The 25618-nt window shown below is 69.5% G+C and carries 26 protein-coding genes; 13 read left to right on the top strand and 13 right to left on the bottom strand.

The window, feature by feature from the left end; translation table 11 throughout:
- Window positions 1-64 precede the first annotated feature (64 nt).
- Together PRL19_RS09665 and PRL19_RS09660 are read left to right on the top strand one after the other, a co-directional pair.
- Window positions 65-2188, top strand: a complete 2124-nt coding sequence (locus tag PRL19_RS09665) for an esterase-like activity of phytase family protein (protein WP_273744492.1) — start codon at window positions 65-67, stop codon at window positions 2186-2188.
- A gap of 425 nt (window positions 2189-2613) precedes the next feature.
- A complete protein-coding gene (locus PRL19_RS09660) occupies window positions 2614-3606 on the top strand; it encodes a Hint domain-containing protein (protein WP_273742793.1) in 993 nt (330 codons plus the stop codon).
- A 6-nt stretch (window positions 3607-3612) separates the two neighbouring features.
- On the opposite strand, the gene PRL19_RS09655 is transcribed toward PRL19_RS09660, so the two are convergent.
- The 9 genes from PRL19_RS09655 to PRL19_RS09615 all read right to left on the bottom strand — a co-directional run bounded on the left by PRL19_RS09655 (window position 3613) and on the right by PRL19_RS09615 (window position 13529).
- Window positions 3613-4521 carry an alpha/beta hydrolase gene (locus tag PRL19_RS09655; RefSeq protein WP_273742792.1) on the bottom strand — a complete coding sequence of 303 codons (909 nt, stop codon included), beginning with the start codon at window positions 4519-4521 and terminating at the stop codon, window positions 3613-3615.
- Between the two features lie 9 nt (window positions 4522-4530).
- Complete coding sequence (locus PRL19_RS09650; RefSeq protein WP_273742791.1) at window positions 4531-5757, bottom strand: hypothetical protein; 1227 nt, start codon at window positions 5755-5757, stop codon at window positions 4531-4533.
- A 27-nt stretch (window positions 5758-5784) separates the two neighbouring features.
- Window positions 5785-6492, bottom strand: coding sequence for a hypothetical protein (locus PRL19_RS09645; RefSeq protein WP_157001567.1), 708 nt, complete (start codon window positions 6490-6492; stop codon window positions 5785-5787).
- Window positions 6489-7811: a DUF3131 domain-containing protein gene (locus PRL19_RS09640; RefSeq protein WP_273742790.1), complete on the bottom strand. Its 1323-nt coding sequence runs from the start codon at window positions 7809-7811 to the stop codon at window positions 6489-6491. Before PRL19_RS09640 ends, PRL19_RS09645 begins: the two co-directional genes overlap by 4 nt.
- Entirely contained in the window at window positions 7811-9637 is a 1827-nt protein-coding gene (locus PRL19_RS09635; protein ID WP_273742789.1) for a glycosyltransferase family 2 protein, read from the bottom strand. The genes PRL19_RS09640 and PRL19_RS09635 overlap by 1 nt, the downstream gene beginning before the upstream one ends.
- Window positions 9634-10779 (bottom strand): acyltransferase, encoded by a 1146-nt coding sequence (locus PRL19_RS09630; RefSeq protein WP_273742788.1) that lies wholly within the window; start codon window positions 10777-10779, stop codon window positions 9634-9636. Before PRL19_RS09630 ends, PRL19_RS09635 begins: the two co-directional genes overlap by 4 nt.
- The gene (locus PRL19_RS09625; protein ID WP_273742787.1) at window positions 10776-12386 is read right to left on the bottom strand and encodes a DUF3131 domain-containing protein; all 1611 of its coding nucleotides are present in this window, start codon (window positions 12384-12386) and stop codon (window positions 10776-10778) included. The genes PRL19_RS09630 and PRL19_RS09625 overlap by 4 nt, the downstream gene beginning before the upstream one ends.
- Window positions 12386-12787, bottom strand: coding sequence for an STAS domain-containing protein (locus PRL19_RS09620; RefSeq protein ID WP_273742786.1), 402 nt, complete (start codon window positions 12785-12787; stop codon window positions 12386-12388). Before PRL19_RS09620 ends, PRL19_RS09625 begins: the two co-directional genes overlap by 1 nt.
- Window positions 12788-12917: 130 nt before the next feature.
- Window positions 12918-13529, bottom strand: a complete 612-nt coding sequence (locus tag PRL19_RS09615; RefSeq protein ID WP_273742785.1) for a response regulator transcription factor — start codon at window positions 13527-13529, stop codon at window positions 12918-12920.
- Between the two features lie 235 nt (window positions 13530-13764).
- Between PRL19_RS09615 and PRL19_RS09610 the strand changes: the two genes are divergently transcribed.
- Together PRL19_RS09610 and PRL19_RS09605 are read left to right on the top strand one after the other, a co-directional pair.
- Window positions 13765-14262, top strand: coding sequence for a putative pterin-binding protein (locus tag PRL19_RS09610; protein WP_273742784.1), 498 nt, complete (start codon window positions 13765-13767; stop codon window positions 14260-14262).
- Window positions 14259-16739 (top strand): hybrid sensor histidine kinase/response regulator, encoded by a 2481-nt coding sequence (locus PRL19_RS09605; RefSeq protein ID WP_273742783.1) that lies wholly within the window; start codon window positions 14259-14261, stop codon window positions 16737-16739. Before PRL19_RS09610 ends, PRL19_RS09605 begins: the two co-directional genes overlap by 4 nt.
- Before the next feature lie 93 nt (window positions 16740-16832).
- Here the strand turns inward: PRL19_RS09605 and PRL19_RS09600 are convergent, their stop codons facing one another.
- Window positions 16833-17003, bottom strand: coding sequence for a hypothetical protein (locus PRL19_RS09600; RefSeq protein WP_273742782.1), 171 nt, complete (start codon window positions 17001-17003; stop codon window positions 16833-16835).
- Window positions 17004-17093: 90 nt separating this feature from the next.
- Here PRL19_RS09600 and PRL19_RS09595 point away from each other — a divergent pair, with 90 nt between their 5' ends.
- The 4 genes from PRL19_RS09595 to PRL19_RS09580 all read left to right on the top strand — a co-directional run bounded on the left by PRL19_RS09595 (window position 17094) and on the right by PRL19_RS09580 (window position 18773).
- The gene (locus PRL19_RS09595) at window positions 17094-17324 is read left to right on the top strand and encodes a P-loop NTPase family protein (RefSeq protein WP_273742781.1); all 231 of its coding nucleotides are present in this window, start codon (window positions 17094-17096) and stop codon (window positions 17322-17324) included.
- Entirely contained in the window at window positions 17312-17824 is a 513-nt protein-coding gene (locus tag PRL19_RS09590; protein WP_273742780.1) for an ATP-binding cassette domain-containing protein, read from the top strand. The genes PRL19_RS09595 and PRL19_RS09590 overlap by 13 nt, the downstream gene beginning before the upstream one ends.
- A complete protein-coding gene (locus tag PRL19_RS09585) occupies window positions 17821-18285 on the top strand; it encodes a nuclear transport factor 2 family protein (RefSeq protein WP_273742779.1) in 465 nt (154 codons plus the stop codon). The genes PRL19_RS09590 and PRL19_RS09585 overlap by 4 nt, the downstream gene beginning before the upstream one ends.
- A 320-nt stretch (window positions 18286-18605) precedes the next feature.
- The gene (locus tag PRL19_RS09580) at window positions 18606-18773 is read left to right on the top strand and encodes a cyanase (protein WP_273742778.1); all 168 of its coding nucleotides are present in this window, start codon (window positions 18606-18608) and stop codon (window positions 18771-18773) included.
- Window positions 18774-18845: 72 nt separating this feature from the next.
- Here the strand turns inward: PRL19_RS09580 and PRL19_RS09575 are convergent, their stop codons facing one another.
- The 3 genes from PRL19_RS09575 to PRL19_RS09565 all read right to left on the bottom strand — a co-directional run bounded on the left by PRL19_RS09575 (window position 18846) and on the right by PRL19_RS09565 (window position 21141).
- Entirely contained in the window at window positions 18846-19181 is a 336-nt protein-coding gene (locus PRL19_RS09575; protein ID WP_273742777.1) for a hypothetical protein, read from the bottom strand.
- Between the two features lie 86 nt (window positions 19182-19267).
- The gene (locus tag PRL19_RS09570; protein ID WP_273742776.1) at window positions 19268-20491 is read right to left on the bottom strand and encodes a sensor histidine kinase; all 1224 of its coding nucleotides are present in this window, start codon (window positions 20489-20491) and stop codon (window positions 19268-19270) included.
- Window positions 20488-21141, bottom strand: a complete 654-nt coding sequence (locus PRL19_RS09565) for a response regulator transcription factor (protein ID WP_273742775.1) — start codon at window positions 21139-21141, stop codon at window positions 20488-20490. The genes PRL19_RS09570 and PRL19_RS09565 overlap by 4 nt, the downstream gene beginning before the upstream one ends.
- A 158-nt stretch (window positions 21142-21299) precedes the next feature.
- On the opposite strand from PRL19_RS09565, the gene PRL19_RS09560 reads away from it, so the two are divergent.
- From PRL19_RS09560 to PRL19_RS09540, 5 genes are read left to right on the top strand one after another with little or no spacing between them, the layout of a single operon-like run.
- Complete coding sequence (locus tag PRL19_RS09560; protein ID WP_273742774.1) at window positions 21300-21917, top strand: thermostable hemolysin; 618 nt, start codon at window positions 21300-21302, stop codon at window positions 21915-21917.
- Window positions 21914-23296, top strand: coding sequence for an AMP-binding protein (locus tag PRL19_RS09555; protein ID WP_273742773.1), 1383 nt, complete (start codon window positions 21914-21916; stop codon window positions 23294-23296). The genes PRL19_RS09560 and PRL19_RS09555 overlap by 4 nt, the downstream gene beginning before the upstream one ends.
- The gene (locus PRL19_RS09550) at window positions 23293-24063 is read left to right on the top strand and encodes an SDR family NAD(P)-dependent oxidoreductase (protein ID WP_273742772.1); all 771 of its coding nucleotides are present in this window, start codon (window positions 23293-23295) and stop codon (window positions 24061-24063) included. The genes PRL19_RS09555 and PRL19_RS09550 overlap by 4 nt, the downstream gene beginning before the upstream one ends.
- 11 nt (window positions 24064-24074) lie before the next feature.
- Window positions 24075-24938: a TauD/TfdA family dioxygenase gene (locus PRL19_RS09545; RefSeq protein WP_273742771.1), complete on the top strand. Its 864-nt coding sequence runs from the start codon at window positions 24075-24077 to the stop codon at window positions 24936-24938.
- A 13-nt stretch (window positions 24939-24951) separates the two neighbouring features.
- Window positions 24952-25548 carry a DUF6134 family protein gene (locus PRL19_RS09540; RefSeq protein ID WP_273742770.1) on the top strand — a complete coding sequence of 199 codons (597 nt, stop codon included), beginning with the start codon at window positions 24952-24954 and terminating at the stop codon, window positions 25546-25548.
- Window positions 25549-25618 lie beyond the last annotated feature (70 nt).

Genomic DNA, 25618 nt, shown 5'->3' with positions numbered 1-25618 from the left:
AACGGGGGATTCCACGGTGCAAAGACTTGCCCTTCTGACGTCGGCCGTCGCGCTGGCCACGGCCATGCCTGCGATGGCCCAGACCACCTTCGACCGGATCGCGACATTCGCCACGCCCGACAACATGGCCGCGGGAGAGGACCGGTCGCGCCCGACCTCGGCCGAGATCATCTCGGCCTCCGAAGACGGCAATACGCTGGTCTATTCCGACAGCCCGCTTGGGGTGCTGGGCTTTCTGGACATCACCGACCCGGCCGCCCCCCTGCCCCTGGGCACCGTGCCGATGGACGGGGAACCCACCACCGCCGTGATCATCGGCGACCGGGTGTATGTGGGCGTGGACACGTCGACCTCGTTCACCGAACCCTCGGGGCAGCTGCGGGTGCTGGACCTGAAGACCCGCGCGATGCTGGCATCCTGCGACCTTGGCGGGCAGCCGGATGCGGTCGCCCGTGCCGATGACGGCAGCTTTCTGGCCGTGGCGATCGAGAACCAGCGCGACGAGGATCTGAACGACGGCGCCCTGCCGCAGATGCCCGCGGGCCATGTGGTCACGCTGGCCGTCACCGACGGCACGCTGGACTGCGACGGGCAGACCCGCATCGACTTGACCGGTCTGGCGGACATCGCCCCCGACGACCCCGAGCCGGAATATGTCGACATCAACGCCGCGGGAGAGATCGTCGTCACCCTGCAGGAAAACAACCATGTCGTCGTGATCGGCGCGGACGGCACCATCGCCGCGCATTTCAGCGCCGGCACGGTCAGCCTTGACGGCATCGACACGCGCGACGACGGGGCGCTGACCTTTGACGGGGCGCTGACGGACGTTCCCCGCGAACCCGACGCGGTCAAGTGGATCGACGCCGACCATTTCGCCACCGCGAACGAGGGCGACTATCAGGGCGGGTCGCGCGGATGGAGCATCTTTCACCGCGACGGCACGGTCGTCTACGACTCGGGCAGCAGCTTCGAACACGCGGTCATCCGGGCGGGTCACTATCCCGACAAACGCTCGGACGCCAAGGGTGTCGAACCGGAATCGATCGAGGTCGCGACCTTTGGGGGCATCCCGCATGTCTTCGTCGTCTCGGAACGGGGATCGCTGATCGGCGTCTACGATGTCAGCGACCTGGCGGCGCCGCGGCTGACGCAACTGCTGCCGTCGGGCATCAGCCCCGAAGGCATCGTGGCCCTGCCCGCCCGCGACCTGCTGGTCACCGCCAACGAGGCCGATCTGGGCGCAGAGGGCGGCGCGCGCGCCCACGTCATGCTGTTCGGCGCAACCGACGGTCCCCCCCGCTATCCGACGATCACCGCGGAGGGCGCGGACGGGCTGATCGGATGGGGCGCGCTGTCGGGCCTGGCCGCGGGCGACGCACCGGGCCAGCTGTTCGCCGTGTCGGACAGCGCCTATGGCGCGCAGCCCGCGATCCATACCATCGACGCCACGCGGACACCGGCGCGGATCACCGCCAAGACGATCGTGACCCGAAACGGTGATCCGGCGCAGAAGCTGGACCTAGAGGGCATCACGCCCGACGGTCAGGGCGGCTTCTGGCTGGCGTCCGAGGGTCGCAGCGACCGTCTGATCCCCCATGCCATCATCCATGTCGACGCCCAGGGCGAGATCCAGGAGGAGATCGGCCTGCCCGCCGAACTGCTGGCCCACGAGGACCGCTATGGGTTCGAGGGGATTGCCCGGCAGGGCGACCGCCTGTGGATGGCCGTCCAGCGCGAATGGGGCGACGACCCCGCCGGCCAGGTCAAGCTGGTCTCCTATGACCTGCTGACGCAGGACTGGGGCGCCGTCGCCTATCCGCTGGACCCTGCGGGCGACGGCTGGACGGGCCTTTCAGAAATCGCCATCGACGGCGACTGGGCCTATCTGGTCGAACGCGACAACCTGATCGGCGACGCCGCCGTGCTCAAGGCGCTGTTCCGCGTGCCGCTGTCGGAGATGGTGCCCGCAGGGCTGGGCGACCCCCTGCCCGTCGTGACCAAGGAGCTGGTCCGCGATCTGATCCCCGACCTCAAGGCGCAGAACGGCTATGTCCTGGACAAGGTCGAGGGGTTCGCCATCGACGCGGCCGGTATGGGCTGGGTGGTCACCGACAATGACGGCACCGACGACAGTTCCGGCGAAACACTGTTCTGGTCCACAGGCCGGATGCGCGCCGCGCAATAGGCCGCGGTTCCACAGCCGCCGCTGGAACGGAACACAGTGCCCGGTCCGATCGGACTGGGCACAGTCGTGAGTGGCCCTTGACCGTCGGGTGATGCGGCTGGCACGCCCGCCCAAAACCGCTCCCGACATTCGCACGGCGATCCGGGAGGATGACGCGGGGGCATGAATCGGGCCATGCAGCCATCAGGTGCGCCGAACCGACGCGGGTCCGGATGCATCCCCCAGACCGGCCGCGCCCGATCACTCCGGCATTCCGGCTCCCGGCGCGGCCCGCGCCGGTATTCTGGCACACAATGGCAGGACCGCCCGGCGTTAACGCCCGGTCAACCACGACCGGCAAAAAAGGCCTGCGTCGCGCGGGATGTTAACCTTGCAGAACATGCAAATCCCTAATGGTCGGGAAAACCCTGCAGAAGGACATTCCCGTGATCACGTTCAGCATTCGGGGCGATCAGCTGATCGTCGATCCCGCCGTCGGCACCAACTCCTCTCAAGGCACGGCCACGGTGCAATGGGGTCGCCAGATGTGGGCCAAGGACCACCGGATCGAGATCACGGCCATCGACGACACGGGGACCGAGCTGACCGGCAGAAGCGGCATCACCGGGATGAAGGTCTTTGACGGGTCGGGCCGGCAGGTGGCGGAATACCGGCCCATGAACCCCGGCCAGACCGCCAATATCCAGGGCGACCTGTCGGGGCTGGGGGATCACTATGCCCGGATCAACACCTCGGTCATGCAGCCCGCGGCGGGGTCGCCCTGGATCGGGCCGATCATGATCACGAACGGCGACCGCTCCTTTGCCACGCTGCCGCAGACGTTCCAGGTCGGCAACGGCGCCTATGACATCGCACCCGCCCCGCAGCGACAGGCAGCGGCGCCCTGTTTCGGACCGGACGTGCAGGTCGACGTCGCCCGCGCAGGCGTGATCGCGGTTCGCGATGTCCGCGCGGGCGACGCGATCATGACGACCGACGGACGCCAGCCGGTGCTGTGGACGGGCGCGCGGCACTGTTCCGGGAAGACCCCCCAGGATTGCCCCGTTGACCTGAACGGAGAGCTGTTCTCTCCGCTGCACCGGATCCTGTGGCGCGGGCGTTGGGCCAAGGCCAGGCATTTGGCCGAGGCCGGGCGCGCCATGGCGCGGCCCGATCATGGGCCCATCGACTATCACCACATCCTGCTGCCGGTGCATTCGGTCATCCTGACCGCGCGCAACCGGGTCGAAAGCCTGCTGATGACACCCTATTCCCTCGACCTGTGGAAGGACGCCCCTGCCCTGCGCAATCATGCAAGCGCGTCGACGCGCTTGCGCTACGAGGAATGGCGGCGGGGCGATCTGCTGCGCCACGAACGGCGCACAGGCGGATCGGGCGACGTGCGGCAGGATCACGACGCCCACGTCCCGGCGCATTAGGCGCGCCTATTCGCCATAGCCGCGCGACAGCACGGCATCGACATGCAGCAGCGCGTCCTCCAGCATGCTTTGCCATGCGGGCCAGTCATGGCCCGCTTCGATCACGCGGAAACGGTGGCGGATGCCCGCATCGCGCAGGGCGACGTGCAGCTGGGCCGTGCCCTCGAAGAAGCTGTCATCCGACCCGGTCTGGACATGGATCGACGGGATGCGAGCCAGCCGGGCCGCATCCGCCGACGCGGCCATCGCTGCGGGCCGGAACGCGGCCCACCGGTCGGTCAGCCGCGCCGCACCCTCAAGATCCGGGCCCAGCAGGGTCGCGAAACGGTCGGCATAGTCGCCCGGCGACAAGGCCAGCAGCTGTTCGTCCGTGCGCAGCGCCGGGCTGAGGGCGGCGGCCCCGGCGAACAGGTCGGGATGCTCTAGCCGATAGACCAGCGCGGCGAACCCGCCCATCGAAATGCCCATGACCGCCCGCCGTCCGGGCAGCACCGGGTGACGGGCCTCGATCCCCGGCATCGCTTCATCCAGAAAGGCGGTCTGCCACCGGGCGGCCCCGTCCGCATCGTCCAGGAAATAGCTGGCCGGCCCGTCATCCGGCCGCCGACCGTTGGGCGCGACCGCGATTAGGGGCCTGATCCGCCCCTGGGCGATCAGCCGGTCCAGCACCTGGTCGATCCCCGCCAGGGTGAACCAGTACGACGGCTGCCCCGTCCCGCCGCCATGCAGCAGGTACAGCACCGGATAGGCACGCGTGCCCCCCTCGCTGCCCGGCGGCAGGTAGATGTCGTAGGACAGCGCACGCCCCAGGACGGGGCTGAAGACCGTCTCTCCCATCCGGACCTCGGCCCGCGACACGGTGGGCGGGGCGATAGCCATCAGCAGGGTCAGCAGGACAAGGCGGATGCGGGTCATCGGGCTCTCTCAGAAGGACAGATCGTAGGTCAGCGACAGGGTGCCGTCGCGCAGCCCGGCGCCGGGCCCGTCGCCCCGGTTCCAGGGAAACCGGTTGGCGGCGTAATTGCCATAGCCGACGCGCAGGCGGTCGGTCACCTTCCAGGTCGCGCTATAGGTGTAATCAGGGTCCCACGGCCGTTGCACCCCCGACGCATAGGCATGGGCCGAAAGGCCCAGGGACAGCCGCTCGGTCAGCCTGAGGCCACAGGACAGGACCAGCGCATCGCGGGTCGGATCGGGCAGCGTGACGCGCATCCGGCAATCGGCCCCCCGTCCCGCAGGCAGGGGGATGCGCGGCAGGGTCAGTTCGGCCCGCAGCCTGCCTTCCAGCAGACCGCTCCAGGACCCGTCCATGCGGATGGACCTGCTGGCATAGCTGAGCGACAGGCGGTCCGTCGCGCGCCAGGTCAGGGCATAGCTCAGGTCGGGGTTCCGCCCTGCCCCGCCGCGTCCGGTCACACCCAGGTTCAGCGTCACACGATCCGACAGCCGTGCGCCGCATCCCAGGGTGACGCGCGCCGGCCCCGGGCCGCCTTCCCCCTGCGTTGACAGCGCAACCCCCGCAGTCACCGCGCAGGTCGTCCGCGGCCTTTGGGCCTGGTCGAACACTGACGGCAGGCGGAGCGGTGCCGTGCATGCGGTGCCGCGACATGGCAGGAACGCGCCGGGGAACATGGTCAGCCGATACCCGTCCCGCGCCAGCGGCGGCGCCGGATGGTCACTGTGACGGCGGTCGGGTGCCGCAGGTCGGGGCGCGATGGCATCGACCACGGGAACCGTGGCGCGGGGTTGCGACCCCGAACCGGCCAGCACCCACAGCGCCAGATAGCGGGCAAGCGTCTCGCCATCCGCTGTGTCGGGCACCGTCGGGCGGGGGCTGCCCGTGGCCGGGATACGGGTCACCAGACGCGTGCCCGACCAGATGCGGCAGGCCTCGCCGCGAATGCAGTCCATGCGCAGCGGTCGCGCCTGCGCATCGCCGTCGGGCATCACCACCGCCGACCCGTCAGGATACAGCCAATAGCGCCAGCCGCCCAACCGGCCTGCCTGCGCGCGCGACCAGGTCAGGGCGTTGGGCGTGTCCGACAGCACCTCGACCGCGCCCGGAACGGCCGGATCATCGGTGCGCAGGATCTGGGGGCCGGGCCAGGCCAGCGCGGCGCCCGGCCCCCAGATCGCCAGCAACGTGGCCATCAGGACAGGTCCCAACCCCCGCATCGCTCAGCCCCCGCAGCGCATGGCCAGCAGCGCCAGGATTGCGTGCGGCACATCCGCATCCGACCCCGGCCCCAGTGCGGCCCGCAGCGCCGCCCGGCTGCGCGCACCCAGGACGCCGTCATCCGGGCCGGGGTCCTGCCCGGCAGCCAGCAGCATCCGCTGCACCGTCTGCGCCGGCGTGTCGCCGAACAGCGCCGGGTCGGGCATGCATCGCGCCACCGCGCGGCGCGGTGCCTGCCCCGCCGCCGTGGCCAGCGCTGCGGCGGGGGGCAGAGACCGACCTCGATCCGGCACGTCATCGGACAGACCGGTCGGAAAGGCCGGTGCGGCGCGCCGCAGATCGGTTGCGGTCACGTCCCGTCCCATCAGGCAGCGCCCCAGGGCATCGGCAATGCGATCGGCTCCCGCATCGGGCACGCCGGTCGCCGTGATCCGGCAGGTCGCGGCGGCGCACTCGATCCGGACCTGCCATCGCGGTGCGCCGGGGTCGTCGGACAGGACCGCCGTGCCGTCACCGAAGATCCGATAGGTCAGCCCGTCCACACGGCCCTGCTGCCACAGGCCGGGAAACCGCGCGGTCGGCACATCCGCGCTGACCTGTCGCGCGTCCAGGGCGCCCGGCAGAGGACGGTCCAGCGCCGCCCCGACGCAGGGCGCCGCAGCCACGCAGCCGGGCCAGGCCAGCGCAAGGATCAGCAGGACCACCCTCATGGCGCACCCCGCAGCAGCGGACCCGCGGCCTTGAAGGCCAGCGCCGCCAGGACCAGGGCATTCGTGTTCGCCGTGATCGAGGCGTTGGTGGTGCCGTCGACCTCGTAGATGCCCTCGGGCCAACCGCGCCGGGGGTCGGCGGTGGGGACCACAGCCTCGACCAACTGTGCGGTGTAGGGCGTGCCGTAAAGCGCGTCCCAGCCGAAGGCGGCCTTGGTCGCCAAGGTGCGGCGGCTGTCGATCCGATCGCCCTGGAATGTCAGGACGGACCATGGCGCGCCCCCGCCCCAGACGGTGGAATATGCAAAGAACGGCGCCTCATCCAGATGCGTCTCGGTCACCGCGGTCAGATGGCCGGTCTGGTCATGGCGGGCCTGCTGAGCCAGATAGACCGCGGACGCGATGCGCGACGAACGTGCGTCAAAGCCGAATTCCAGCCCGTCGAACAGATAGGGTTCGCTGACGACGAAGGCCGGGGTGCGGCCACGATGCAGGCGCGTGTCGACGGGAATGTCCTGCCCCATCACGGGCTGGATCATGGCGCTGTCGGCGGGATCATAGGCGCGCACCATGTCGAACCCGGACAGCATCATCGCCTTGGCGGCATATTGTTCATAGCCCAGGCGCCCCTCCTGGTTCTCGCGGACCTCCGCGTCCACGACGCTGGCGCCATAAAGCTGTCCGTCGCGGATCATCCGATCCAACCGCCAGTCATCGGTCGCGGCCGCGATGGCCGGGGCCATGTCGGGATGGGCCGCGCGCGCGATGGCCAGTGCCGCCATCAGCCGCGCCACGTCCAGCGCCGACCAGCCCAGACCCAGATCGGTGGGTCGATTGGCGTAATCGACCATTTTCAGCGACCGTGTGTCATAGGCCTTGTTGGGCAGGCTGTCCTGGAACAGCGGCAGGCGGTCCAGGCTGGTCAGGATGGCGGCCAGCCGATCCTTTGCCTCGGTGGCATCGATCAGCGACACACGCTCGGCCGCGACGATGGCCACGATCAGGGACCCCGTTTCCCACATGGTGGTCGAGGGATAGCCGTCCACCGAATGCACCAGCCCGGTGTTCGGATCGGTGTTGTTCCTGAAATACGTCCAGGCGATGGCGGCATGGTCCAGGTCGGCAGCGCTGGAGGCACCGCGGATGGCCAGCGGCAGCGGCGTCGCGGCCTCGATCGCGGCCAGGGGCGTGACCGGAGCCTGCCCCGCGGCCGAAGGTCCGGCCTGCTCAAGCCAGGTCACGACCATCAGGCCGCCGATGACCCCCAGGATGAAGACGATATGGCCGCGCGCGCGGACCAGGTTCTGACGAAGGCGCATCAGGGTTCCTCGGGGGTTGATGGGTCGGGCTGCCACAGCGCGGCGCGGATGATGCCCGACATGGCGATGCAGTTGTTCAGGCCCCACAGGGCGTTCGTCACGACCCCGGTCGCCGTGTGCCCGGTATCCAGGGCCCACAGCGCCAGCGTGGCCCAGGCCACGCCCGCCACCGTCAGCGCTACGACCGCGACCTGCGGACGGACCAGATGCAGGAAGCGGCCCGCCTGGCGGTCCTTGGGCGTGACACGGAACGCGATGCGCCGGCCGCGCAGCACGGTCCACAGCGCGCTGAGCCCGATGGGGAACGACGCCAGGTAGCTGGCCTTGGCCGACTGGCCCGCGATCCCCCAGGTGCCCACCATCATCGCCAGTTCCAGCGACAGGATGAACGGCACCACATGCAGGAAGAACTGCGACGAATAGGCCGCCACGGGCGAGATGCCGGTGAACAGATAGGCGGTGGGCGCGAACAGGAACACGACGTTCCACAGGGCGCCCAGATAGGAATAGAAGGTCGCCCCGTACATCAGGCGCTGTCGCAGGGTCAGGCCGCGCCGGAACAGCGGGTTGTCGTTGACCAGGATGTCCAGGCTGCCGCCCGCATACTTGAACCGCTGGATGGTCCAGCCGATCAGGTCCTGGGGCGACAGCATCCGCGTCTCGACGAAGGGGTGCAGCAATGATGTCCAGCCGCGGTCGCGGTCGGCATGCAGCACGATTGAGGTATAGATGTCCTCGGACACGTGAAAGCGGTAGGGGCTGAGGATCTCGGTGCCGACCGCCTGGGTGCGGATCGCGTCCAGAAGATCGGGGGCCACGCCGCGTTCCCGCGTCTCCAGCGTGATCTCCTCCTCGGCCTCGATCACGCGGCGTTCGACCTTGGCCCCGAAGGCGCGCAGCGCGGCCTCCATCACCGCCTCGCGCCGGTGGATCGACCCCGCGCCGCAGCAGAAGGCTGCATTGGCGTGGTTCCGGCGGCGCTGGATCACGTCATAGAACATCTGCGGATCGTTGGCCAAGGGATCGCGCCCGATGCGGCATTCGCCGACGATCCGCTCGACCGCGCGCCCTGCCCGTCCGGCCCGTGCGCCCCATCGGGCCTGCAGGACCTGGGACAGACGGCGCCCTTCGGGCAGGTCATAGAACCATTGCGGCGTCTGCACCCAAGCCAGGCTCGGGTCGCGGAAATGGCCCAGGGTGCGGGCCAGGCACGTCGGGAACGGCCGCGTGTCCGCATCGCAGATCAGCAGGAAGTCGCCCGAGGTCTGCTCCATCGCGTTGCGCAGGTTGCCGGCCTTGAACCCCTCGTTCGTGGCGCGGGTGATGTAGCCCACGACCTCCTGCCGCGCGACCTCGGCCATGGCTGGGCGGCGGCCGTCGTCCAGCACGTGGATGCGGATGTCGATCGGATGGGGATAGGCGATGGCCTTGGCGTCGATCAGGCCAAGCCGGACCAGCTCCGGATCCTCGTCATAGGTGGCAAAGAACACGTCGACGGTGATCGGCAGAGACGGGTCCGGTGACGCGGGATCGACCTCGCCCCGCGTTGCGGGTGCGTCGGGGCAGGTCACCGGCTGATCGCGCCACAGGTTGGCGACGAACAGGATCAGGCCCAGATAGGCCAGCGTTTCGGCCAAGGCCAGCAGGGCCGCGAACCAAAGCGCGTCGGGGTTCAGCGAGGAGGACCAGCGCCAGGCGATGTACCAGCCCCCCATCACCAGCGTGACGACCGCCAGAAACTGCCACAGCGCCTCGCGCAGCGGATTGTAAGGCAGAGGTTCGGGCGGCCTGCGATCATCGAAGGCACTGTAATACGGGATGCTCATGCCGGGACCGCTCCGGGCTGCGGGCGCGCCTTGCGGGCGGCCCAGGGGGTGGGGCCAAGGCCGATGGTCCAGGCGACGGCGGGCAGACGGCCGATCGCCACGGCCAGCCCGAAGGCCACCGGCAGCACCACCGCGAACCGCGTCACGACCAGCAGGGCGGGCGACGGCGCCAGATCCGCCTTGATCAGCGCGATGTCGAAAAGGTCGATGACCGCGGGATGGACAAGATAGACGCCGAACGTATAGCGCGCCATGACCGACCAGCGGGGCGACCAGTCGCTGTACTGGCTGCCCAGAAAGGCGCAGAAGACCAGCAGCGGCATCAGGAAGTGGCCGTAGTAATCCCAGCCCGCCCGCACCGGAAAGCTGCCCGTCAGCAGGGCGCCGCCATAAAAGGGCAGCGTCGCCAGATAGGCCAGCAGGACCAGATACAGCGCGCCGCGCCGGATCAGGCGGCTTTCTCCGCGCGGCAGGCCGTCCTTCCACAGCGAATAGAGACCGAAGGCCGCCAGGCCATAGCCGACATAACCGCAGACCTTGGTGACCCGTACCAGATAGTCGCGCGTCAGCGGCGCAAGGTCGATCGCATAGAGAAACCCCTGCGCATGGTTCATCGCGCCCAGGGTCGCGACCAGCAGCACCCCCAGCATCGGATAGCGCATGGCCAGCCGCATCACCGGATAGAACAGGAAGATCGCGAACAGCGTGGGCAGGAAATGCATGTGGTACTGGGCCTTGCCCAACAGCAGATAGGCGACCCAGGTCTTGATCTGGGCCAACTGCACCAGATATTGCGGGGCATAGCCGAAGGCCTCGGCCTTGATCAGGCGGAACAGCGCATAGAACAGCGTCCAGACCGCAAAGGGCACCAGCAGCCTGTGCGCCTGGGTCGCGATCGCATCGCGATAGCGCGGCCTGTGGCGGTCGATTCGCAGAGCCATCAGGAACAGCGAGAACAGGAAGAACATCTCGGACCCCGAGAACTCTCCGATGGAGCGCAGCAGGACGGGCACCGCGCGTTCCGCCACGCCGGCATCGGGGAAAGGGCGACCCGCGAAATCGGTGGTGCTGTGGATCAGCACCACGCCCGCGGCGGCGCAGACGCGGTTGGCGTCGAACCACAGCATGCGGCCCGTGGTCATGGCTGCACCGCGGCGGTGCGGCACTGACGCGGCAGCACGTCGCGCGGTTCGGGCCTGGCCGTGACCTGCGGGCCGGTGGTGCAATCGGTCGCGGCGATGCCGTCCTCGCCCTCGACCGGGCGGCACAGGATGAAATCCGCGGAGGCGATGGTCGGGACCGGCGGCGGCAGATCTCCGCAGGTGCAGCAGGGAACCTCGCGCAGCATCGGCTCGGGCAGGCACTTGTTCGCGCGGATGTCGGTCTGGGAATAGGCCATGTCCCAGACCGTCGTGTTCGGGTTGGCGAACTGCAGGATCGGCCCCTGCACCTTGTAGAGCAGCGCGGCCAGGATGATGCCGTTGTTGTTCGCGGTCTGCAGCGGGATGACGCCGTTGCCGTTTTCGTACAGGCCTTCGAAAAACCCGCCATCGGCTTCGGACAGGTCGGCCACGGTGTCGAACAGCAGCTGGGTGTAGGGCACGTCCCACAGCGCCCACATGCCAAGCGCGGCCTTGGCGGATACCGCCGCCCGGTCGGGCTGATAGACGTCGCTGGGGTCCAGTGTGTTCCAGGCATAGCCGTCGGCGAAGATCGCGTCATAGACGAAATAGGGCTGCCCCTCGACCTGGTGTTCCGACCGCGCGGTGATGATGCCGGTGCTTTCGAACCGCCGCTGCTGGACCAGGAAGATCCGGTGCGCGAATTCCGCCCGCCAGCCCTGCGACGCGACGCCGGGGCCCGCGGGGTCTGCCGCGGGCATGTCCCAGCCCATCTCCAGCCCGTCCAGCAGATAGCTTTCGGTCAGGACATAGTTCTGGTTGTGAAAGATCCGCGGATCGCGGCCGTCATAGGGAATGTCGATGTCGTGGATCGTGGTATAGGCCAGCGGCGCGGGCTCCAGCGCGCCCGTAACGTCGAACCCCCAAAGGGCAAAGCCCTTGGCCGCGTATTCCTCGTATCCCAGGCGGCCTTCCTGGACATAGCGGGTGTCGCCGTCGCCCGACACGACCGACCCGAACAGCCGCCCGTCATCCCTGACGATGTTGCAGAAGTTCCAGCGCAGCGGCACGTTGTCGACGCCGTTGGCCAGATAGGGATAGCGTTCGCGCAGGATGCGCAGCCAGACCAGCATGCGGCCCATGTCCAGGACCGAGAACCCGACCTCTCCGGGTTCGTTGGCATAGTTCACCTTCTGCCCGGTCTTGGTGTTGTAGACCTTGTTCGGCGCCTCTCCGCGATACAGGTCCAGATTGCGCAGCGTGGCGATCAGCAGCGTGGCCCGGCGGTCGAAGTCGCGCTTGTCTATGATGCCCAGCTCGTATGCCGCGACCAGGGCGCTGACATAGGACGCAGTGTCCCACAGTGTCGTCGACGGATAGCTGCCCACCGCGTTGACCAGCCCCGTCTCGGGCTGGAACCCGGCCTCGAAATAGCTCCAGGCGGCGCGGGCCATCGCCATCTCGCGCTCTGTCAGGGGGCCGTGGCGGCCGAAGGGCGGCGCGGGCCGCTCTGCCTGCTGGTCGGCCAGCGGCTGCAGCGCCTGCGGCAGCGGGCCGTCCTGGGCCGCGGCCTGGAACGGCAGCAGCAGCGCCAGCAGCGGCACCGCGATGCGCAGGGTCCGGGTCATCACGACCGTCCCCCCAACGCCGCCGATGCCGCGGCGCAGTCAGCGAAGACCGGAAAGACCTTGTCCATGCGGGTGATGCGGAACATGCCCGCGACGCTGCCCGACAGGCCGCACAGCACGATCTCTCCGCGCATGCCCAGGCGCTTGAGCACGCCCACCAGCGCGCTGATGGCGGTGCTGTCTATGAAATCGACGGCGGCCAGGTCGACGACCAGCCGATCCTCGCCTTGGTCGACCAGGTCATAGACCTGGTCGCGAAAGGCGGTGGCGTTCGTCGCGGTCAGGCGCCCGGTCCGCAGGCGGATCTCGCAGCTGCGGCCCGCTGCGGGGCGGGTGATGCGGAACATGCCGCGGTCGGCGGCCATGGGGTGGTCGGGATAATCGATCGTCAAGTCACGCATGTGCGGCCCCGTCTCTGGTAAGGATGGCATGGGAGGTCCTGCGACCGGCACCGACAGGTGCGGCCCGGACAGGACCGGACAGCCCGCCTGCGGCGGGGTCGTCCGGCAACGGATCGTTCGTCAGGTCAGATCAGGTGATCATCTTGCGGTCGCGGGCGATCATCGCGGCCTGGGTGCGGTTCCTGGCGTCCAGCTTGCGGCACAGGGTCTTGACGTGCAGCTTGACCGTGACCTCCTGCAGGCCCAGCAGCCGCCCGATATCCTTGTTCGACCGCCCCTCGGTCAGGCCGCGCAGGACCTGGGTCTCGCGTGCGGTCAATTCGCCCACGGGGGCGTGGTCGTCCTGTTCCAGATAGCCGTAGGGCACGAAGATCTCTCCGGACGCGATGAAGGTCACGGCCGCAGCCAGCGACCGCGCGTTCATCGTCTTGGGCAGAAAGCCCCGCGCCCCCGCCGCCATCGCGTCCCGCGCCACGCTGCGCGAGGCGGTCCCCGACAGGATCGCGACGGGGCGCGGGTGCATCAGGCCGCGGATCACGGCCAGTCCCGCCAGCCCGTCCATCCCCGGCATGTCATAATCCAGCAGCGCCAGATCGAAGGGAACGTCCCCCGCCTGCGCGATCGCCCGTTCCGCGCCGGGGACATCGCCGACCTCGACGACCTGGGCGTCGATCTGCGCGCCCAGATACAGGACCAGGGTCTCTCGGATCAGGTCATGGTCATCAGCCAGTAAAATTTTCACGACTTCACCTCTTACGCGGCAAGCCAGACATGCTAGCCTGTGTTGCCGGGGTCCGTGATACCCGATGATCGGAGGTCTTCGATCCGCCCGTATCCGCATGGCCCGCCCGTCTGCGCCAAAGGATACAACCGGACTATCCGTTCGTATAGCGTCCGATACGAATGATGTCGTGCGTGTCTGTGTCGTCCATGCGACATTTCCGACCATGATCGCCAGACTGCATCGGGATACCCTCATGGTTCGCACATTCCTTCACGGCACCCTTCTGTCCGCCGCCCTTGCCCTGGCCGGGCCGGCTCTGGCACAGGAGGCGGCCCTTCTCAGCGTCGACGGTCCGAACGGGTCGCGCAGCTATGACCTGCCGGCGCTGCAGGCCCTGGGCGAGGCGCAGATCAGCACCTCGACCGTCTGGACCGAAGGGGTGCACGGCTTCACCGGCGTCCCGCTGGCCCGCATCCTGGCGGATGCCGGCATCGCCACCGGCCCCGGCAGCACAGGAGAGGTGTCGGCGACCGCGATCAACGACTATGCCATCAGCATTCCCCTGGCCGAGATCGGCCCGGACGTGCCCCTGGTGGCCTATCTGATGGACGACCGCGAGATGTCGGTTCGCGACAAGGGACCGCTGTGGATCGTCTATCCCTATGACGCCGACCGGCAGTACCAGACCGAGGTGATCTACTCCCGCAGCATCTGGCAGCTCAACCGTCTCAGCACCGCCCCGGTACCATGAGCGCCATCCGCACCCGGCTGCAGGTCGCAGTGGCCGTCCTGACGGTCTCGATCGCCGTGTGCGGGTTCGTGGTCTGGGTCGTCAGCGACGATGCGCGGCGCCAGATCGATCAGCTTGCCACCGCGAATTCAGACAGCATCCAGTGGTCGCTGGCCCAGTCAGAGGTCGAGCTGCTGGCCCTGCTGGTCGCGGTCGGCGACGCCCGCGCGCAGCCCGGCGACCCCGCGATGCTGGCCGAGGTCAGGACGCGGTTCGACATCCTCTATTCCCGCATGCGGACGCTGACCACGGGCCGGGTGTTCCAGACCCTGCGTCAGGACGACCCCGCCCGCCGCAGGCTGGACCAGACAGAGGCCGCGCTCGACGCCATCGTGCCGCTGATCGACGGGTCCGACGACCGGCTGCGCGACGCGCTGCCCACGCTGCAGGCCCGGGTCGCGGCCCTGCGCCCGGTGGTGCGGTCCGCGTCGCTGGAGGGGGTGCGGCTGTTCTCGGGGCAGTCCGACCGCCAGCGCGAACAGGTGTCCGCGGCCATGCACGACCTGGCCCTGCTTGTCGGGATGATGGTCGTGGCGGTGACGTTGGTGGTCGCGGCGCTGGCGGTCATGGCGGACCGCGCGCGGCGCCAGGCGGCACGGATCGCCACGACGCACGCACGGCTGCGCACGGTCATCGCAACATCCCACGACGCCATCGTCGTGGCCGACACCGACGGCCGCATCCTGGATTTCAACGAATCCGCGCAGCGTATCTATGGCTATGGCGCGGAAGAGGCATTGGGCGCCGACATGCTGACCCTGATCGTCCCCGAGGCCGCCCGCGCCGAGGTGCGGGGGTTCCTGGCCGACATCTCCACACCGGCCACCGATCCGGGCCGTCCGGTCCGGGCCACGGCGATGCGCAAGTCCGGCGAGATCTTTCCCATCGAGGTCACCGTCGCCCGCGCGCCCAGCGAACGGGGGCCGGTCATGATTGCCTTCGTGCGCGACGTCACCCGCCAGGTGCAGGAGGCCGATGAGCTGATCCGCGCCCGCGACCGCGCCGTCGCCGGAGAGCGGGCCAAGGACGAGATGCTGACCGTCATGAGCCACGAGATGCGGACCCCCCTGAACGGCCTGCTGGGCACGCTGGACCTGCTGTCAGCCACCCCGCTGAACCCGCAGCAGCGCCGCTATGCCGAGGTCATGGCCCAATCGGGCGCCCTGCTGCTGGGGCATGTCAACTCGGTCCTGGACATCGCGCGGGCCGATGCGGGGGCGATGCGGCTGGAGCAGGTCGCCTTCGACCCGCACAGGCTGGTGCTGGACCTTCTGGAGGCGCTGCAGGCGCGCGCGCGGCAACGCGGAAACACGCTGTCGGCGCAGGTGATCGGGGACGCCGCCTGTCCTGTCCTAGGCGATCCGGCGCGCCTGACGCAGATCCTGATGAACCTGATCGGCAATGCCATCAAGTTCACCGAAGGCGGCCGCATCACCGTCACCATCGACCGGCGACAGCGCGGTCTGGTCGGATTCCGCGTGCATGACACCGGCATCGGCATCGCCCCCGAGGATCACGCACGCATCTTCCAGGAGTTCGTGACCCTCGACCCGTCGTTCCGCCGCACGGTCGAGGGGACGGGCCTGGGCCTTGGCATCGTGCGCCGCCTGACCCGGCTGATGGACGGCGACATCCGCGTGGAGAGCGCGATCGGACAGGGCGCGTGCTTCATCCTGACGGTGCCGCTGGCCGACCAGCCGCTGCCGCCCCCGGTAACGACCCCCGCCCGCCCTGCGCCCCCCATGCCCGGTCCCCGGCGCCGCGTGCTGGTGGTCGAGGACAACGAGGTCAACCGGATGGTCGTCCGCGAGATGCTGCATGCCCGCAACTGCGACGTCGTCGAGGCCGTGGACGGGCAACAGGGCGTGGATGCCGCGCTGGCGCAGCGATTCGACCTGATCTTCATGGACATCAGCATGCCCCGCATGGACGGCATTACCGCCGCGACGCGGATCCGCGCGCAAGGCCCGAACGTCGCCACGCCGATCATCGCCCTGACGGCCCATGCCCGGCCTGCGGATCAGGACCGGTTCCAGGCGGCGGGCATGTCGGCCACGCTGACAAAGCCGCTGTCCTTCCAGGCCCTGGACCCCCTGCTGGATCGCATCGCGACCATGCGCGGCGCGTCCCCGGCAAGGGACGCCGCCCGGCGCCATCTGGCCGGCAACATCGGGCCGGAGCATGCCGACAGGATGCTGAACCGCATTTTGTCTGAGTTCCACGACGGGCTGGCCCGGCTGGATGACCTGACGGCCGATCCGGCGACCCTGTCGGATGCGGCGCATCTGGCCCATCGGATGGCCGGGTCCGTGGCGCTGCTGGGCCTGTCCGAATTGCGCGATGCGCTGAGCGACCTTGAGAGCGGGCTGACGGCCGGCACGCTTGCGCGGCCCGACATCCTGAACCGGCTGGCAGCCATCGGCGCCATGTCCCCGTGATGCTCCTGCCCGCCCCGGGGTTCGTTGGGGCCTACCTGGGATTGGATGATCACGCGCCATCAGGGCCGCGGTGCCGGTCCTTGGGCAGGCTGGTCAGGACCGCGGGGTCGCACACTCCACCTCCAGCACGCCGTACTTGGCCAGCCGCGAATACAGCGTCGTGGCCGCAACACCCAGCAGGGCCGCGGCGCCGTCGCGGCCCGACACCATGCCGCCCGCCTCGCGCATGGCGTTCAGCACGGTGTCGCGGGCCAGGATGCGCATCTGGGCATCCCTCATCACCGCCCCGCCAGGATCGACAGGGGCGAATTCGTGGAGATCCTAAGCCATTTGGGATGCGGAAAATCGACGATCATGAACATCCTGGCGGGCTTGACGCAGACCACCTCCGGCGTCGTGACCATGGACGGGGCCGAGATTTCCGGCCCCAGCCTGGACCGAGGCGTGGTCTTCCAGAACTACGCGCTGCTGCCGTGGCTGACCGCGCTTGGCAATGTCCGTTTCGGGGTGCGCGCCCGCCATCCCGATTGGAGCCGCGCACAGGTCACGAGGTCGCGACCCGGTACCTGTCGATGGTCGGGCTGAGCGCGGAGGCGATCCACCGCAAGCCCAGCCAGCTGTCGGGCGGCATGCGCCAGCGCGTGCCCATCGCCCGCGCCTTTGCCAACCACACCAAGCTGCTGCTCTTGGACGAGCCGTTCGGCGCGCTGGACGCGCTGACCCGCGGCACCATCCAGGACGAGCTGCTGAAGATCTGGGGCGGCGCCAACCAGACCGTCTTCATGATCACCCATGACATCGACGAGGCGATCCTGCTGGCCGACCGCATCCTGCTGATGACGAACGGACCCTTTGCGCGGGTGGCGGAATCGGTTCGGATCACCATCCCGCGGCCACGCGCGCGCACCGACATCGTCGATCACCCAAACTACTATCCGATCCGCAACCACCTGGTGCAGTTCTTGGGCAGGCGGTCCGCGGAACTGGCGGGACAGGCCTTGGGCGGGGCGGCGCAACGCCCCGATCCGGTCCGCATCGACCTGACCGGACCGGTCCCGGCGCATCTGCGGGCCATCGCCGAATGACCCGCCCGCCGGTGCCGCCCTTCTCGCGCGAAGACGCGATCCTCAAGGTCCGCATGGCCGAGGACGCGTGGAATGGCCGCGATCCGGCCCGCGTCGCGCTGGCCTACACGCCCGACACCGTCTGGCGGAACCGGTCTGACTTCCTGCATGGCCACGACCAGGTGCAGGCGTTCTTGGCCCGCAAGTGGCAGGCCGAACAGGACTATCGCCTGATCAAGGCTTTGTGGTGCCACGCCCCCGACCGCATCGCGGTGCGGTTCTGCTATGAATGGCACGATGCCGAAGGCCGGTGGTTCCGGTCCAACGGCAACGAGAACTGGCAGTTCGACGCGGACGGCCTGATGGCCGCACGCCACGCCTCGATCAACGATGTCGCCATCGGCGATGCCGACCGCCTGTTCCGCTGGCCGCAAGGGCCGCGCCCTGCCGATCATCCTGGCCAGACCGACCTGGGCCTGTAACCCCCTTTACCGCAAGGAGACGACCATGAAAGACCAGATTGCCCACACCCTGACCGGCGAGGACGTGACCGCCCTGATCCTGGCCGCCAGAAAGGCCAAGGGCCTGTCCTGCGGGGGATCGCCCAGCGCATCGGCATGTCGCAGGTCTTCACGCATTCGGACTGCATGGGCATGAACGCCTTTTCCTTCGACAAGGCGCAGGAACTGGTCACGGCGCTGGACCTGCCCGCCGATGCGGCCGACCTGCTGTCCGAACCGCCCACCAAGATCTGGAGCCAAGCGGTGCCAACGGACCTCTGCCTCTATACCTGTACGAGATCGTGGGCGTCTATGGACCCACCATCAAGGCGCTGATCGAGGAGAAGTTCGGCACTGGCATCATGTCCGCCATCGACTTCGAGATGTCCGTGATCCGAGAGATCAACCCCAAGGGCGACCGCGTCAAGCGGGAGATGCCGGGCAAGTATCTGGCCTATGACGCCTGTTGACGGCCGCGGCCCGGGAGCCGGGGACTTTGGGACGCCCCGGACGGGACCGCGGGGCCGCTGCGGGGCCGTCTCTCAGTCCTGGTCCCGGGGCGTGTTGCCGATGGGGAACATGTCCTCGCCGTAATGGTGCAGCTTGACGTGATGGGTGCGGCACAGCCAGCGCACCGCCAGCGGCTGGTCATAGTGGTCGTGATGGGCATCGACCGTCTCTGCGCCGCAGACCTCGCAGGGCCGCTTTTGCAGCTGCCCCGAGGCCAGCGCCCGCTGCACCGCCAGATGGGCGCTGTATTTCAGCAGGTTGGCGCGGCGCCAGTTGGTCTGCCGCGTGTCGCTTTTCAGTGCAGGGGGCATGGGGCCCGCGGGATCGGGGGTCACCGACCCCTGATCGTCCTCATCCTGCTGTTGCACTGTCTGTCCCTGATCCATCGGGCCAGCATATGCCCGACCCGCGCAAAAGACAAAAGGTCGCTTGATGCGCATCGCCGGGCGCGGCGTCAGGCATCCGGCCCCGGCCCGAAATCCAGCGTGACGCGGGCGCGCGCGTCGGTCATCGCATAGCGCACCGCAATCCCGTGGGCCGCGGCCATGCGCGTCACGATGGCCAGGCCCAGCCCGGCACCCTGCGACCCCGCGCCCTTGTCGAAGGTCGCATGGCGAAAGGCCGCGCCCGGCCCGACCGCATTGCTGACCGTCAACGCCGGCCCCGCCGAAATCAGCACCCGCAGGTCCCCCGTCCCGTGGTCGACCGCGTTGCGCAACAGGTTACGCAGGATCAGCGCCAGCGCGTCGGGATCGACGGCCACCGGGGCCTGCGTCGTCTCTCCGTCGTCGAACATCACCGGCTGGCCGATGTCGTCAATGACCATCCGCGCCACGCGGATCAGGTCGCACGGGCCCGCGCCCATTGCCCCTGCCTCCGCCCGCGACAGCTGCAGCAGGCGTTCGACCAGGTGGCCCATGCGGGAAAGCGCGCCCGCCAGCCGCCCGGCCGCCGCGTCGTCGGCCAGCCCCGCCGCGATCAGCTGCGCCTGGCCGGACGCGGCGGAGATGGGCGTGCGCAACTCGTGCGCGGCGTTGGTGGCGAACTGGCGTTCCGCATCGATCCGGGCGCGGATCGTGTCCAGATAGCCGTTCAGCGCCTGCGCGATCGGGTCCAGTTCGATCGGCAGGTCCGGGGTCGCGACGGGGGACAGATCCTGGGCCGATCGCCGCCGCAATTCGCCCGCGAAGCGCGTCGCGGGCCGCAGCGCAGACCCGACCGCCCCGCGGATCGCCAAGGCTGCGGCCAGCAGCACCGGCAGCATCAACCCCACCAGCCAGGTCAGGCTTTCGCGCAGCTCGTCGCGGCGCCAGGCGGTTGTGTGGCCGACCTCGACGACCAGATCGCCCGCCGGATCGGCCAGGCGGAACACCCGCCAGCCGGGCAGGTCCTGGCCGCCATCGGCGGTGACCGGCGCCCAGGGCGCGTCGGTCACCGCCACGCCTCCGTCAATGATGCGGATCGCGCTGTCGCCCGGGGCCAGTGTCCCGACCTGACCCGCGCCACGGTACAGCGACAGCGACAGGCGGGCCGATGCCTCCAGGCTGTCATCCATCAGCTCGGACATCTCGTGAGAGATCACCGTCGCGGCCAGCGCCACCCCCGCCAGCCACGCGGCGCAGGCCCCCAGCACGACCCGGCGCACCAGCCTGCCGCGCAGGGACCAGGGCCGCGTCACGGGATCAGGTATCCCAGGCCGCGCCGCGTCTGGATCGCATCGGCCCCCAGCTTGCCCCGCAGCCGCGAGACATAGACTTCGACCGCGTTCCCCTCGATGGCGTCGTCGAAGGCATAGAGGCGATCCTCCAGCGCCTGCTTGGACAGCACCCTGCCCCGCGCGGACAGCAGTGCGTCGAACAGCGCCCATTCGCGCGAGGTCAGGCGGATCTCGGTCTCGTCCTTGAACAGGCGGGCTCCGGCGCGGTCCACCCGCAGCCCGCCGAGCCGGCTTTCCGTCGCCGGATCGCCCGATGCACGGCGGGCATTGGCGCGCAGACGCGCCTCGATCTCGGCCAGGTCATAGGGTTTGACGACGTAATCGTCCGCGCCCGCATCTAGCCCGGCGATGCGTTCGGTGATCTGGTCGCGCGCGGTGGCGATGATCACCGGCACGCGGTTGCCGCGATGGCGCTGTTCGCGCAGAAGCACCAGCCCGGACCCGTCCGGCAGCGCCAAGTCCAGCAGGATCGCGTCAAAGCCCGCAACCTCCAAGGCCGCGCGCGCGATATCCAGGTCCGGTGCGTGATCGACCGCATGACCCTGCGCCCGCAGGTACCGGACCAGCGCATCTGCGATGTCGGCCTCGTCTTCGATCAGCAGCACACGCATCCGATTTCCCTTCGTTCCGCCAAGACATGGCGGGACGGGGGGCCCGGATCAATGGAAAAGAGCGCCTCACGGCGTCGTGATGATGGCTTCCCTGTCTGTAAGCCTGCTGCAAGCTTTGCCCGTCAGATCAGGGGCACGAACCACGCAAAGGCCCCACCATGCATGCACTGCGCCACCTGTCCGACCACGCCATGCACATGCAGATCCTGCAGCCCCTGGACCCCGGCTGGCAGGCCGCGGCCCTGATGATCGAAGGCCATTTCCATGACGCCTTCGACGCCCGCATGACCCTGCCCGCGGTTCCCCTGGCGGTGGCGCGGTCGGCCTCGGGCGCGGTGCTGGGGGCGGCGGGCCTGCGCGATGCGGCGGCGGGGTTTTTTTCACAGGTCTATCTGGACCGGCCGGTGGCGCTGCTGCTGTCTGAACGCAGCGGCCGTGCGGTTCACGACGACGACATCCTGGAGGTCGTGTCGATGGCCTGCCCCCGCCCCATCGCCACGCTGCCCCTGATCGAGGCCATCGCCGCCGAGGGCCGCCTGCAGGGCAAAAGCTGGGGCCTGTTCACGGCGACTACCGCCCTGGTCGCGATGCTGCAGCGGACCGGCGTGCCGCTGCTGGCGCTGGCACCGGCGCGGGCGGAATGCCTGCCCGATGCGGCCTGCTGGGGCCGCTACTACGACACGAACCCCTGGGTCTGCGCGCTGGTCGAACGATCCGAACCGCTGCGCTTCATGCCCCGCCCCTCCCGCAGCTTCAGCAAGGTCTCCCCCCGATGATCCCGATCTTCGACGCCCTCGCCCGCCATGCCCGCCAGCGGCCCGACGCCATCGCGTTCCGTGACGGTGACCGCACGATCAGCTGGGCGGGCCTTGCCCGTGCCGTCGGTCATGCGGCCGCCGGTTTCGCGGGCGGGCCCCGGACGGTCGGTCTGCGCCTTGTCGGGCTGGACTATGTCATCGCCGATCTGGCCGCGACTTTGGCCGGGTGCCGCGTGGTGCCGGTGCCGGGCTTCTTTTCCGCCGGGCAGGTCGATCACCTGCTGGCCGATTCCGGCGCCACGCTGATCGACCGCCTGCCGCGACCCGACGCCGCGCGGCCGCTGGCCTATGCCGGGGGGGCGGATCGGGTGATCTATACCTCCGGGACGACGGGGCGGCCCAAGGGCGTGGTGCTGGGCGACCGCCAGCTGACCGCCCAGACCCGAGCGTTGGCGGCGGCCATCGGGGCCACGCCCCGGGACCGCTATCTGTCCGTCCTGCCCCAGGCGCAGCTGCTGGAACAGATCTGCGGCATCTTCGTGCCGGTGCTGATCGGCGCCGAAACCGTCATCGCGGCCGAGGGCGCGGCCTGCCTGTTCACCGGCGACGGCACCGCCTTGGCGCGCGCGGCCGCAACCTGCCGCCCGACCGTGACCGTGCTGGCCCCGCGCCAGCTGACGCTGTGGGTCGCGGCCCTGCGGCAGGGCGCCCGCGCGCCGGACAGCCTGCGCTATATCGCGGTCGGGGGTGCGCCGGTCTCTCCGGTCCTTCTGGCCGAGGCCCGCGCCTTGGGCCTGCCCGTGGCTGAGGGCTATGGCCTGTCCGAGGCGTCATCGGTCGTGGCCATGACGCCGGCAGGCGGCACCGCGATGCTGCCCCTGGACGGCGTGGACCTGCGCATCGAGGATGGAGAGATCGTGGTCGACGGCCCCGCCATTATGTCGGGCTATCTGGGCCATGCACCCCATCGCGGGCCGTGGCGGACCGGCGATCTGGGCCGGCTGACGAATGGGCGGCTGACGGTGCTGGGTCGGCGCGACGCGATGATCCTGCGCGCCTCGGGGCGCAACATCGCGCCCGAATGGGTCGAGGCCGCGGCCCTGGCCGATCCGGCCATCCCGGCGGCCGCCCTGATCCTGACCGGGGACGACCGGCTGATGCTGGTCCTGGCCGCCACGGGCAGCCCGGACATGGCGGCGCTGGCGGCGCGGCTGGCCGCCCTGCCCGACTATGCCCGCCCCGACACGCTGGTCTTCGCCGACCCGCGCGAGGCCGGGCTGATCCGCGCCTCGGGCACCGCCGACCGGCAGGTGGCCGCGCGCATCGCCCGCTGTCCGGGGGCGCTGCTGGTGCCGCTGCCCGGTTCCGCGGCGGCCAATGCAGAGGTGGCGGCTTGAGGGTCCTGATCACCGGCGCCGGGTCGGGCATCGGCCGGGCGCTGGCCGTCCAGGCCGACCGCCAAGGCCATTGCGTGATCCTGGTCGGCCGCCGCGCAGGACCGCTGGAACAGACCGCGGCGGGGCTGCGCGACGCGCAGGTCCTGCCCGCCGATGTCACCACCTCCTACGGGCGCGCCAGCATCGCGCAGGCGGTGGCGGGGACCGGTCTGGACATCCTGATCAACAATGCGGGCATGGTGCCCTCGGGCACCGCCGACACCGCCGACGACGCGCAGATCGCGGCCACGCTGGCGCTGAACCTAGCCGCGCCCATGGCGCTGACCCGCGACCTCTTGGGCGCGCTGACGGCCAGCCGGGGGCAGGTCGTGAACGTGGGGTCGGTCTTCGGCGACATCGGGTTTCCGTATTTTGCCCTCTACTCCGCGTCCAAGTTCGCGCTGCGGGGCTGGTCGGACGCGCTGCGGCGCGAGCTGGCCCCGCGCGGCATCGCCGTCACCTATCTGGCGCCGCGCGCGACGCGGACCGATGCGGCGCAGGGCTTCGACGCGCTGATCGGGCCGATGGCGATGACCCTGGACAGCCCGGACGCCGTCGCGGCCCATGCCTGGCACGCCATCGCGGCGCGCCGGCGCGAACAGATGCCCGCCTCGCGCGAGCGGTTGTTCGTGGCCCTCCAACGCCTGCGCCCCGGCCTGATCGACCGGGCGCTGATGCGCCTGGCCCGCGACCCGGCGGTCATCGCCGCCGCGACCCTTCCCAAGTGATGAGGATCCCCATGAGCTACAACATCCTGCGCCACCGCGACCATCCGGGCGGCCTGGCCGATCCGGGCCTGCTGGCCACCATCCGCGAGGACCTGGCCCGTGACGGCTGGACGCTGCTGCGCGGCTTTCAGCCCGACATGGAGGCGTTCTCGGGCGTGGTGACGACGCTCTGCCGCCGCGTGACCTTCGATCCGGCGCGCAGCCATACCACGGACACGACGCAGATGGTCGATGCGGGGCTGGGCCCCATCGGCCTGCATATCGAGAACGGCAACACGCCCCGCTGCCCCGACATCGTGACCTTCTTCGCGCAGACCGCCGCCTTCGAGGGGTCGCAGACCACCCTCTGCGACGGGCGCGCGGTCTGGGACCGGTTCGACGATGCACTCAAGGCCCGCTGGTCGCAGCGCATGACCGTCGAACGCGTCCTGCCCGAGGCGCTGTGGAAGCGCTATCTTGCGAACGAGCACCCCGCCATCTCGGACCCGGCGAAGGTCACGATGGAACACGTCCTGCAGTTCAAGGCGGCGATCCCGGATCAGGACTTTGCCCTGCACCCGGACGGCTCGCTCACCTATCGCCTGACGCTGGACCCGGTGCGTCCCTCGGCCCTGGGCGGAGAGACGCGCGGCTTTGCCAATGCCGTCCTGGGTCCGTCGCACAACTATCAGCCGCCGCGCTATGCGATGGCTGACGGCACCGAGGTGACCCCGGATGAGATCGAGCAGATCCGCGCCCTGGCCGAGGAGGTCACGCACGAGATCAACTGGCAGGACGGCGACATCGCCATCCTGGACAACACCCGCGTCATGCATGGCCGCCGCGCCATCGCGGATGCGAACCGCAACCTGTTCATCGGCATGGGAACGATCTGACATGAAACCTCGCATGACCCGCCTTCTGTCGCTGCTGACCGCGCTGGCCCTGGCGCCTGCCGCCATGGCATCCCCCGGCGCCAGTGTCCCCGCATCGGGGCGCCTGGCCTTCGACGTGATCCGCAAGGACCGCGACATCGGCGACTATGTCGTCACCTTCCGCGGATCGGGCGACGACCTCACCGTGGACATCGCCACCGACGTCAAGGTCAAGGTCCCGGTGATCGGCGTCGCCGCCTATCGCTTTTCCCAGACCAGCACCGAGACCTGGCGTGGCGGCCAGCTGGCCGGCCTGGCCTCGCGCACGGATGACAACGGCACGCCGCATGACATCCGGGTCGGTGCGACCTCGCTGATCCCGGCCAGCCTGTGGAACGCCGACATGGTCCGGTCGCAGGCGGTGCTGAACACCATCGACGGCAGCACCGACCCGATCAGCGTCAGCAACCTGGGCACGGAAAACGTGGCCACCGGCTCGGGCACGGTCGCTGCCACGCATTACGCGCTGCGCGGCGGGCTGAACCGCGACCTGTGGTACGCAGGCGCGACGCTGGTCCATGTCCGCTTTGCGGCCGAGGACGGATCGCAGGTCGACTACGTCCTGCGCTAGCCCCTGCCCCCGGCCCGCCATGCACGCGGGCCGGGTACCTTTCGCGCCCCTTGCGCGTTGCATGGATGAA

It is taken from the genome of Paracoccus marcusii (assembly GCF_028621715.1).
GTDB classification, from domain to species: domain Bacteria; phylum Pseudomonadota; class Alphaproteobacteria; order Rhodobacterales; family Rhodobacteraceae; genus Paracoccus; species Paracoccus marcusii.
The sequence above is the reverse complement of the archived record's forward strand: the minus strand, read 5'-3'. Positions and strand labels throughout refer to the sequence as shown.

Excerpts from the sequence above, each read along its gene's own strand:
- PRL19_RS09590 (WP_273742780.1), top strand. The coding sequence starts at position 17,312 with ATGGTCGGGCTGAGCGCGGAGGCGATCCACCGCAAGCCCAGCCAGCTG.
- PRL19_RS09620 (WP_273742786.1), bottom strand. The coding sequence starts at position 12,787 with ATGCGTGACTTGACGATCGATTATCCCGACCACCCCATGGCCGCCGAC.
- PRL19_RS09565 (WP_273742775.1), bottom strand. The coding sequence starts at position 21,141 with ATGCGTGTGCTGCTGATCGAAGACGAGGCCGACATCGCAGATGCGCTG.
- PRL19_RS09650 (WP_273742791.1), bottom strand. The coding sequence starts at position 5,757 with ATGGCCACGTTGCTGGCGATCTGGGGGCCGGGCGCCGCGCTGGCCTGG.
- PRL19_RS09635 (WP_273742789.1), bottom strand. The coding sequence starts at position 9,637 with ATGAGCATCCCGTATTACAGTGCCTTCGATGATCGCAGGCCGCCCGAA.
- PRL19_RS09625 (WP_273742787.1), bottom strand. The coding sequence starts at position 12,386 with ATGACCCGGACCCTGCGCATCGCGGTGCCGCTGCTGGCGCTGCTGCTG.
- PRL19_RS09610 (WP_273742784.1), top strand. The coding sequence starts at position 13,765 with ATGGTTCGCACATTCCTTCACGGCACCCTTCTGTCCGCCGCCCTTGCC.
- PRL19_RS09630 (WP_273742788.1), bottom strand. The coding sequence starts at position 10,779 with ATGACCACGGGCCGCATGCTGTGGTTCGACGCCAACCGCGTCTGCGCC.
- PRL19_RS09555 (WP_273742773.1), top strand. The coding sequence starts at position 21,914 with ATGATCCCGATCTTCGACGCCCTCGCCCGCCATGCCCGCCAGCGGCCC.
- PRL19_RS09585 (WP_273742779.1), top strand. The coding sequence starts at position 17,821 with ATGACCCGCCCGCCGGTGCCGCCCTTCTCGCGCGAAGACGCGATCCTC.
- PRL19_RS09595 (WP_273742781.1), top strand. The coding sequence starts at position 17,094 with ATGAACATCCTGGCGGGCTTGACGCAGACCACCTCCGGCGTCGTGACC.
- PRL19_RS09655 (WP_273742792.1), bottom strand. The coding sequence starts at position 4,521 with ATGACCCGCATCCGCCTTGTCCTGCTGACCCTGCTGATGGCTATCGCC.
- PRL19_RS09640 (WP_273742790.1), bottom strand. The coding sequence starts at position 7,811 with ATGCGCCTTCGTCAGAACCTGGTCCGCGCGCGCGGCCATATCGTCTTC.
- PRL19_RS09645 (WP_157001567.1), bottom strand. The coding sequence starts at position 6,492 with ATGAGGGTGGTCCTGCTGATCCTTGCGCTGGCCTGGCCCGGCTGCGTG.
- PRL19_RS09600 (WP_273742782.1), bottom strand. The coding sequence starts at position 17,003 with ATGCGCATCCTGGCCCGCGACACCGTGCTGAACGCCATGCGCGAGGCG.
- PRL19_RS09560 (WP_273742774.1), top strand. The coding sequence starts at position 21,300 with ATGCATGCACTGCGCCACCTGTCCGACCACGCCATGCACATGCAGATC.
- PRL19_RS09605 (WP_273742783.1), top strand. The coding sequence starts at position 14,259 with ATGAGCGCCATCCGCACCCGGCTGCAGGTCGCAGTGGCCGTCCTGACG.
- PRL19_RS09545 (WP_273742771.1), top strand. The coding sequence starts at position 24,075 with ATGAGCTACAACATCCTGCGCCACCGCGACCATCCGGGCGGCCTGGCC.
- PRL19_RS09540 (WP_273742770.1), top strand. The coding sequence starts at position 24,952 with ATGACCCGCCTTCTGTCGCTGCTGACCGCGCTGGCCCTGGCGCCTGCC.
- PRL19_RS09665 (WP_273744492.1), top strand. The coding sequence starts at position 65 with ATGCCTGCGATGGCCCAGACCACCTTCGACCGGATCGCGACATTCGCC.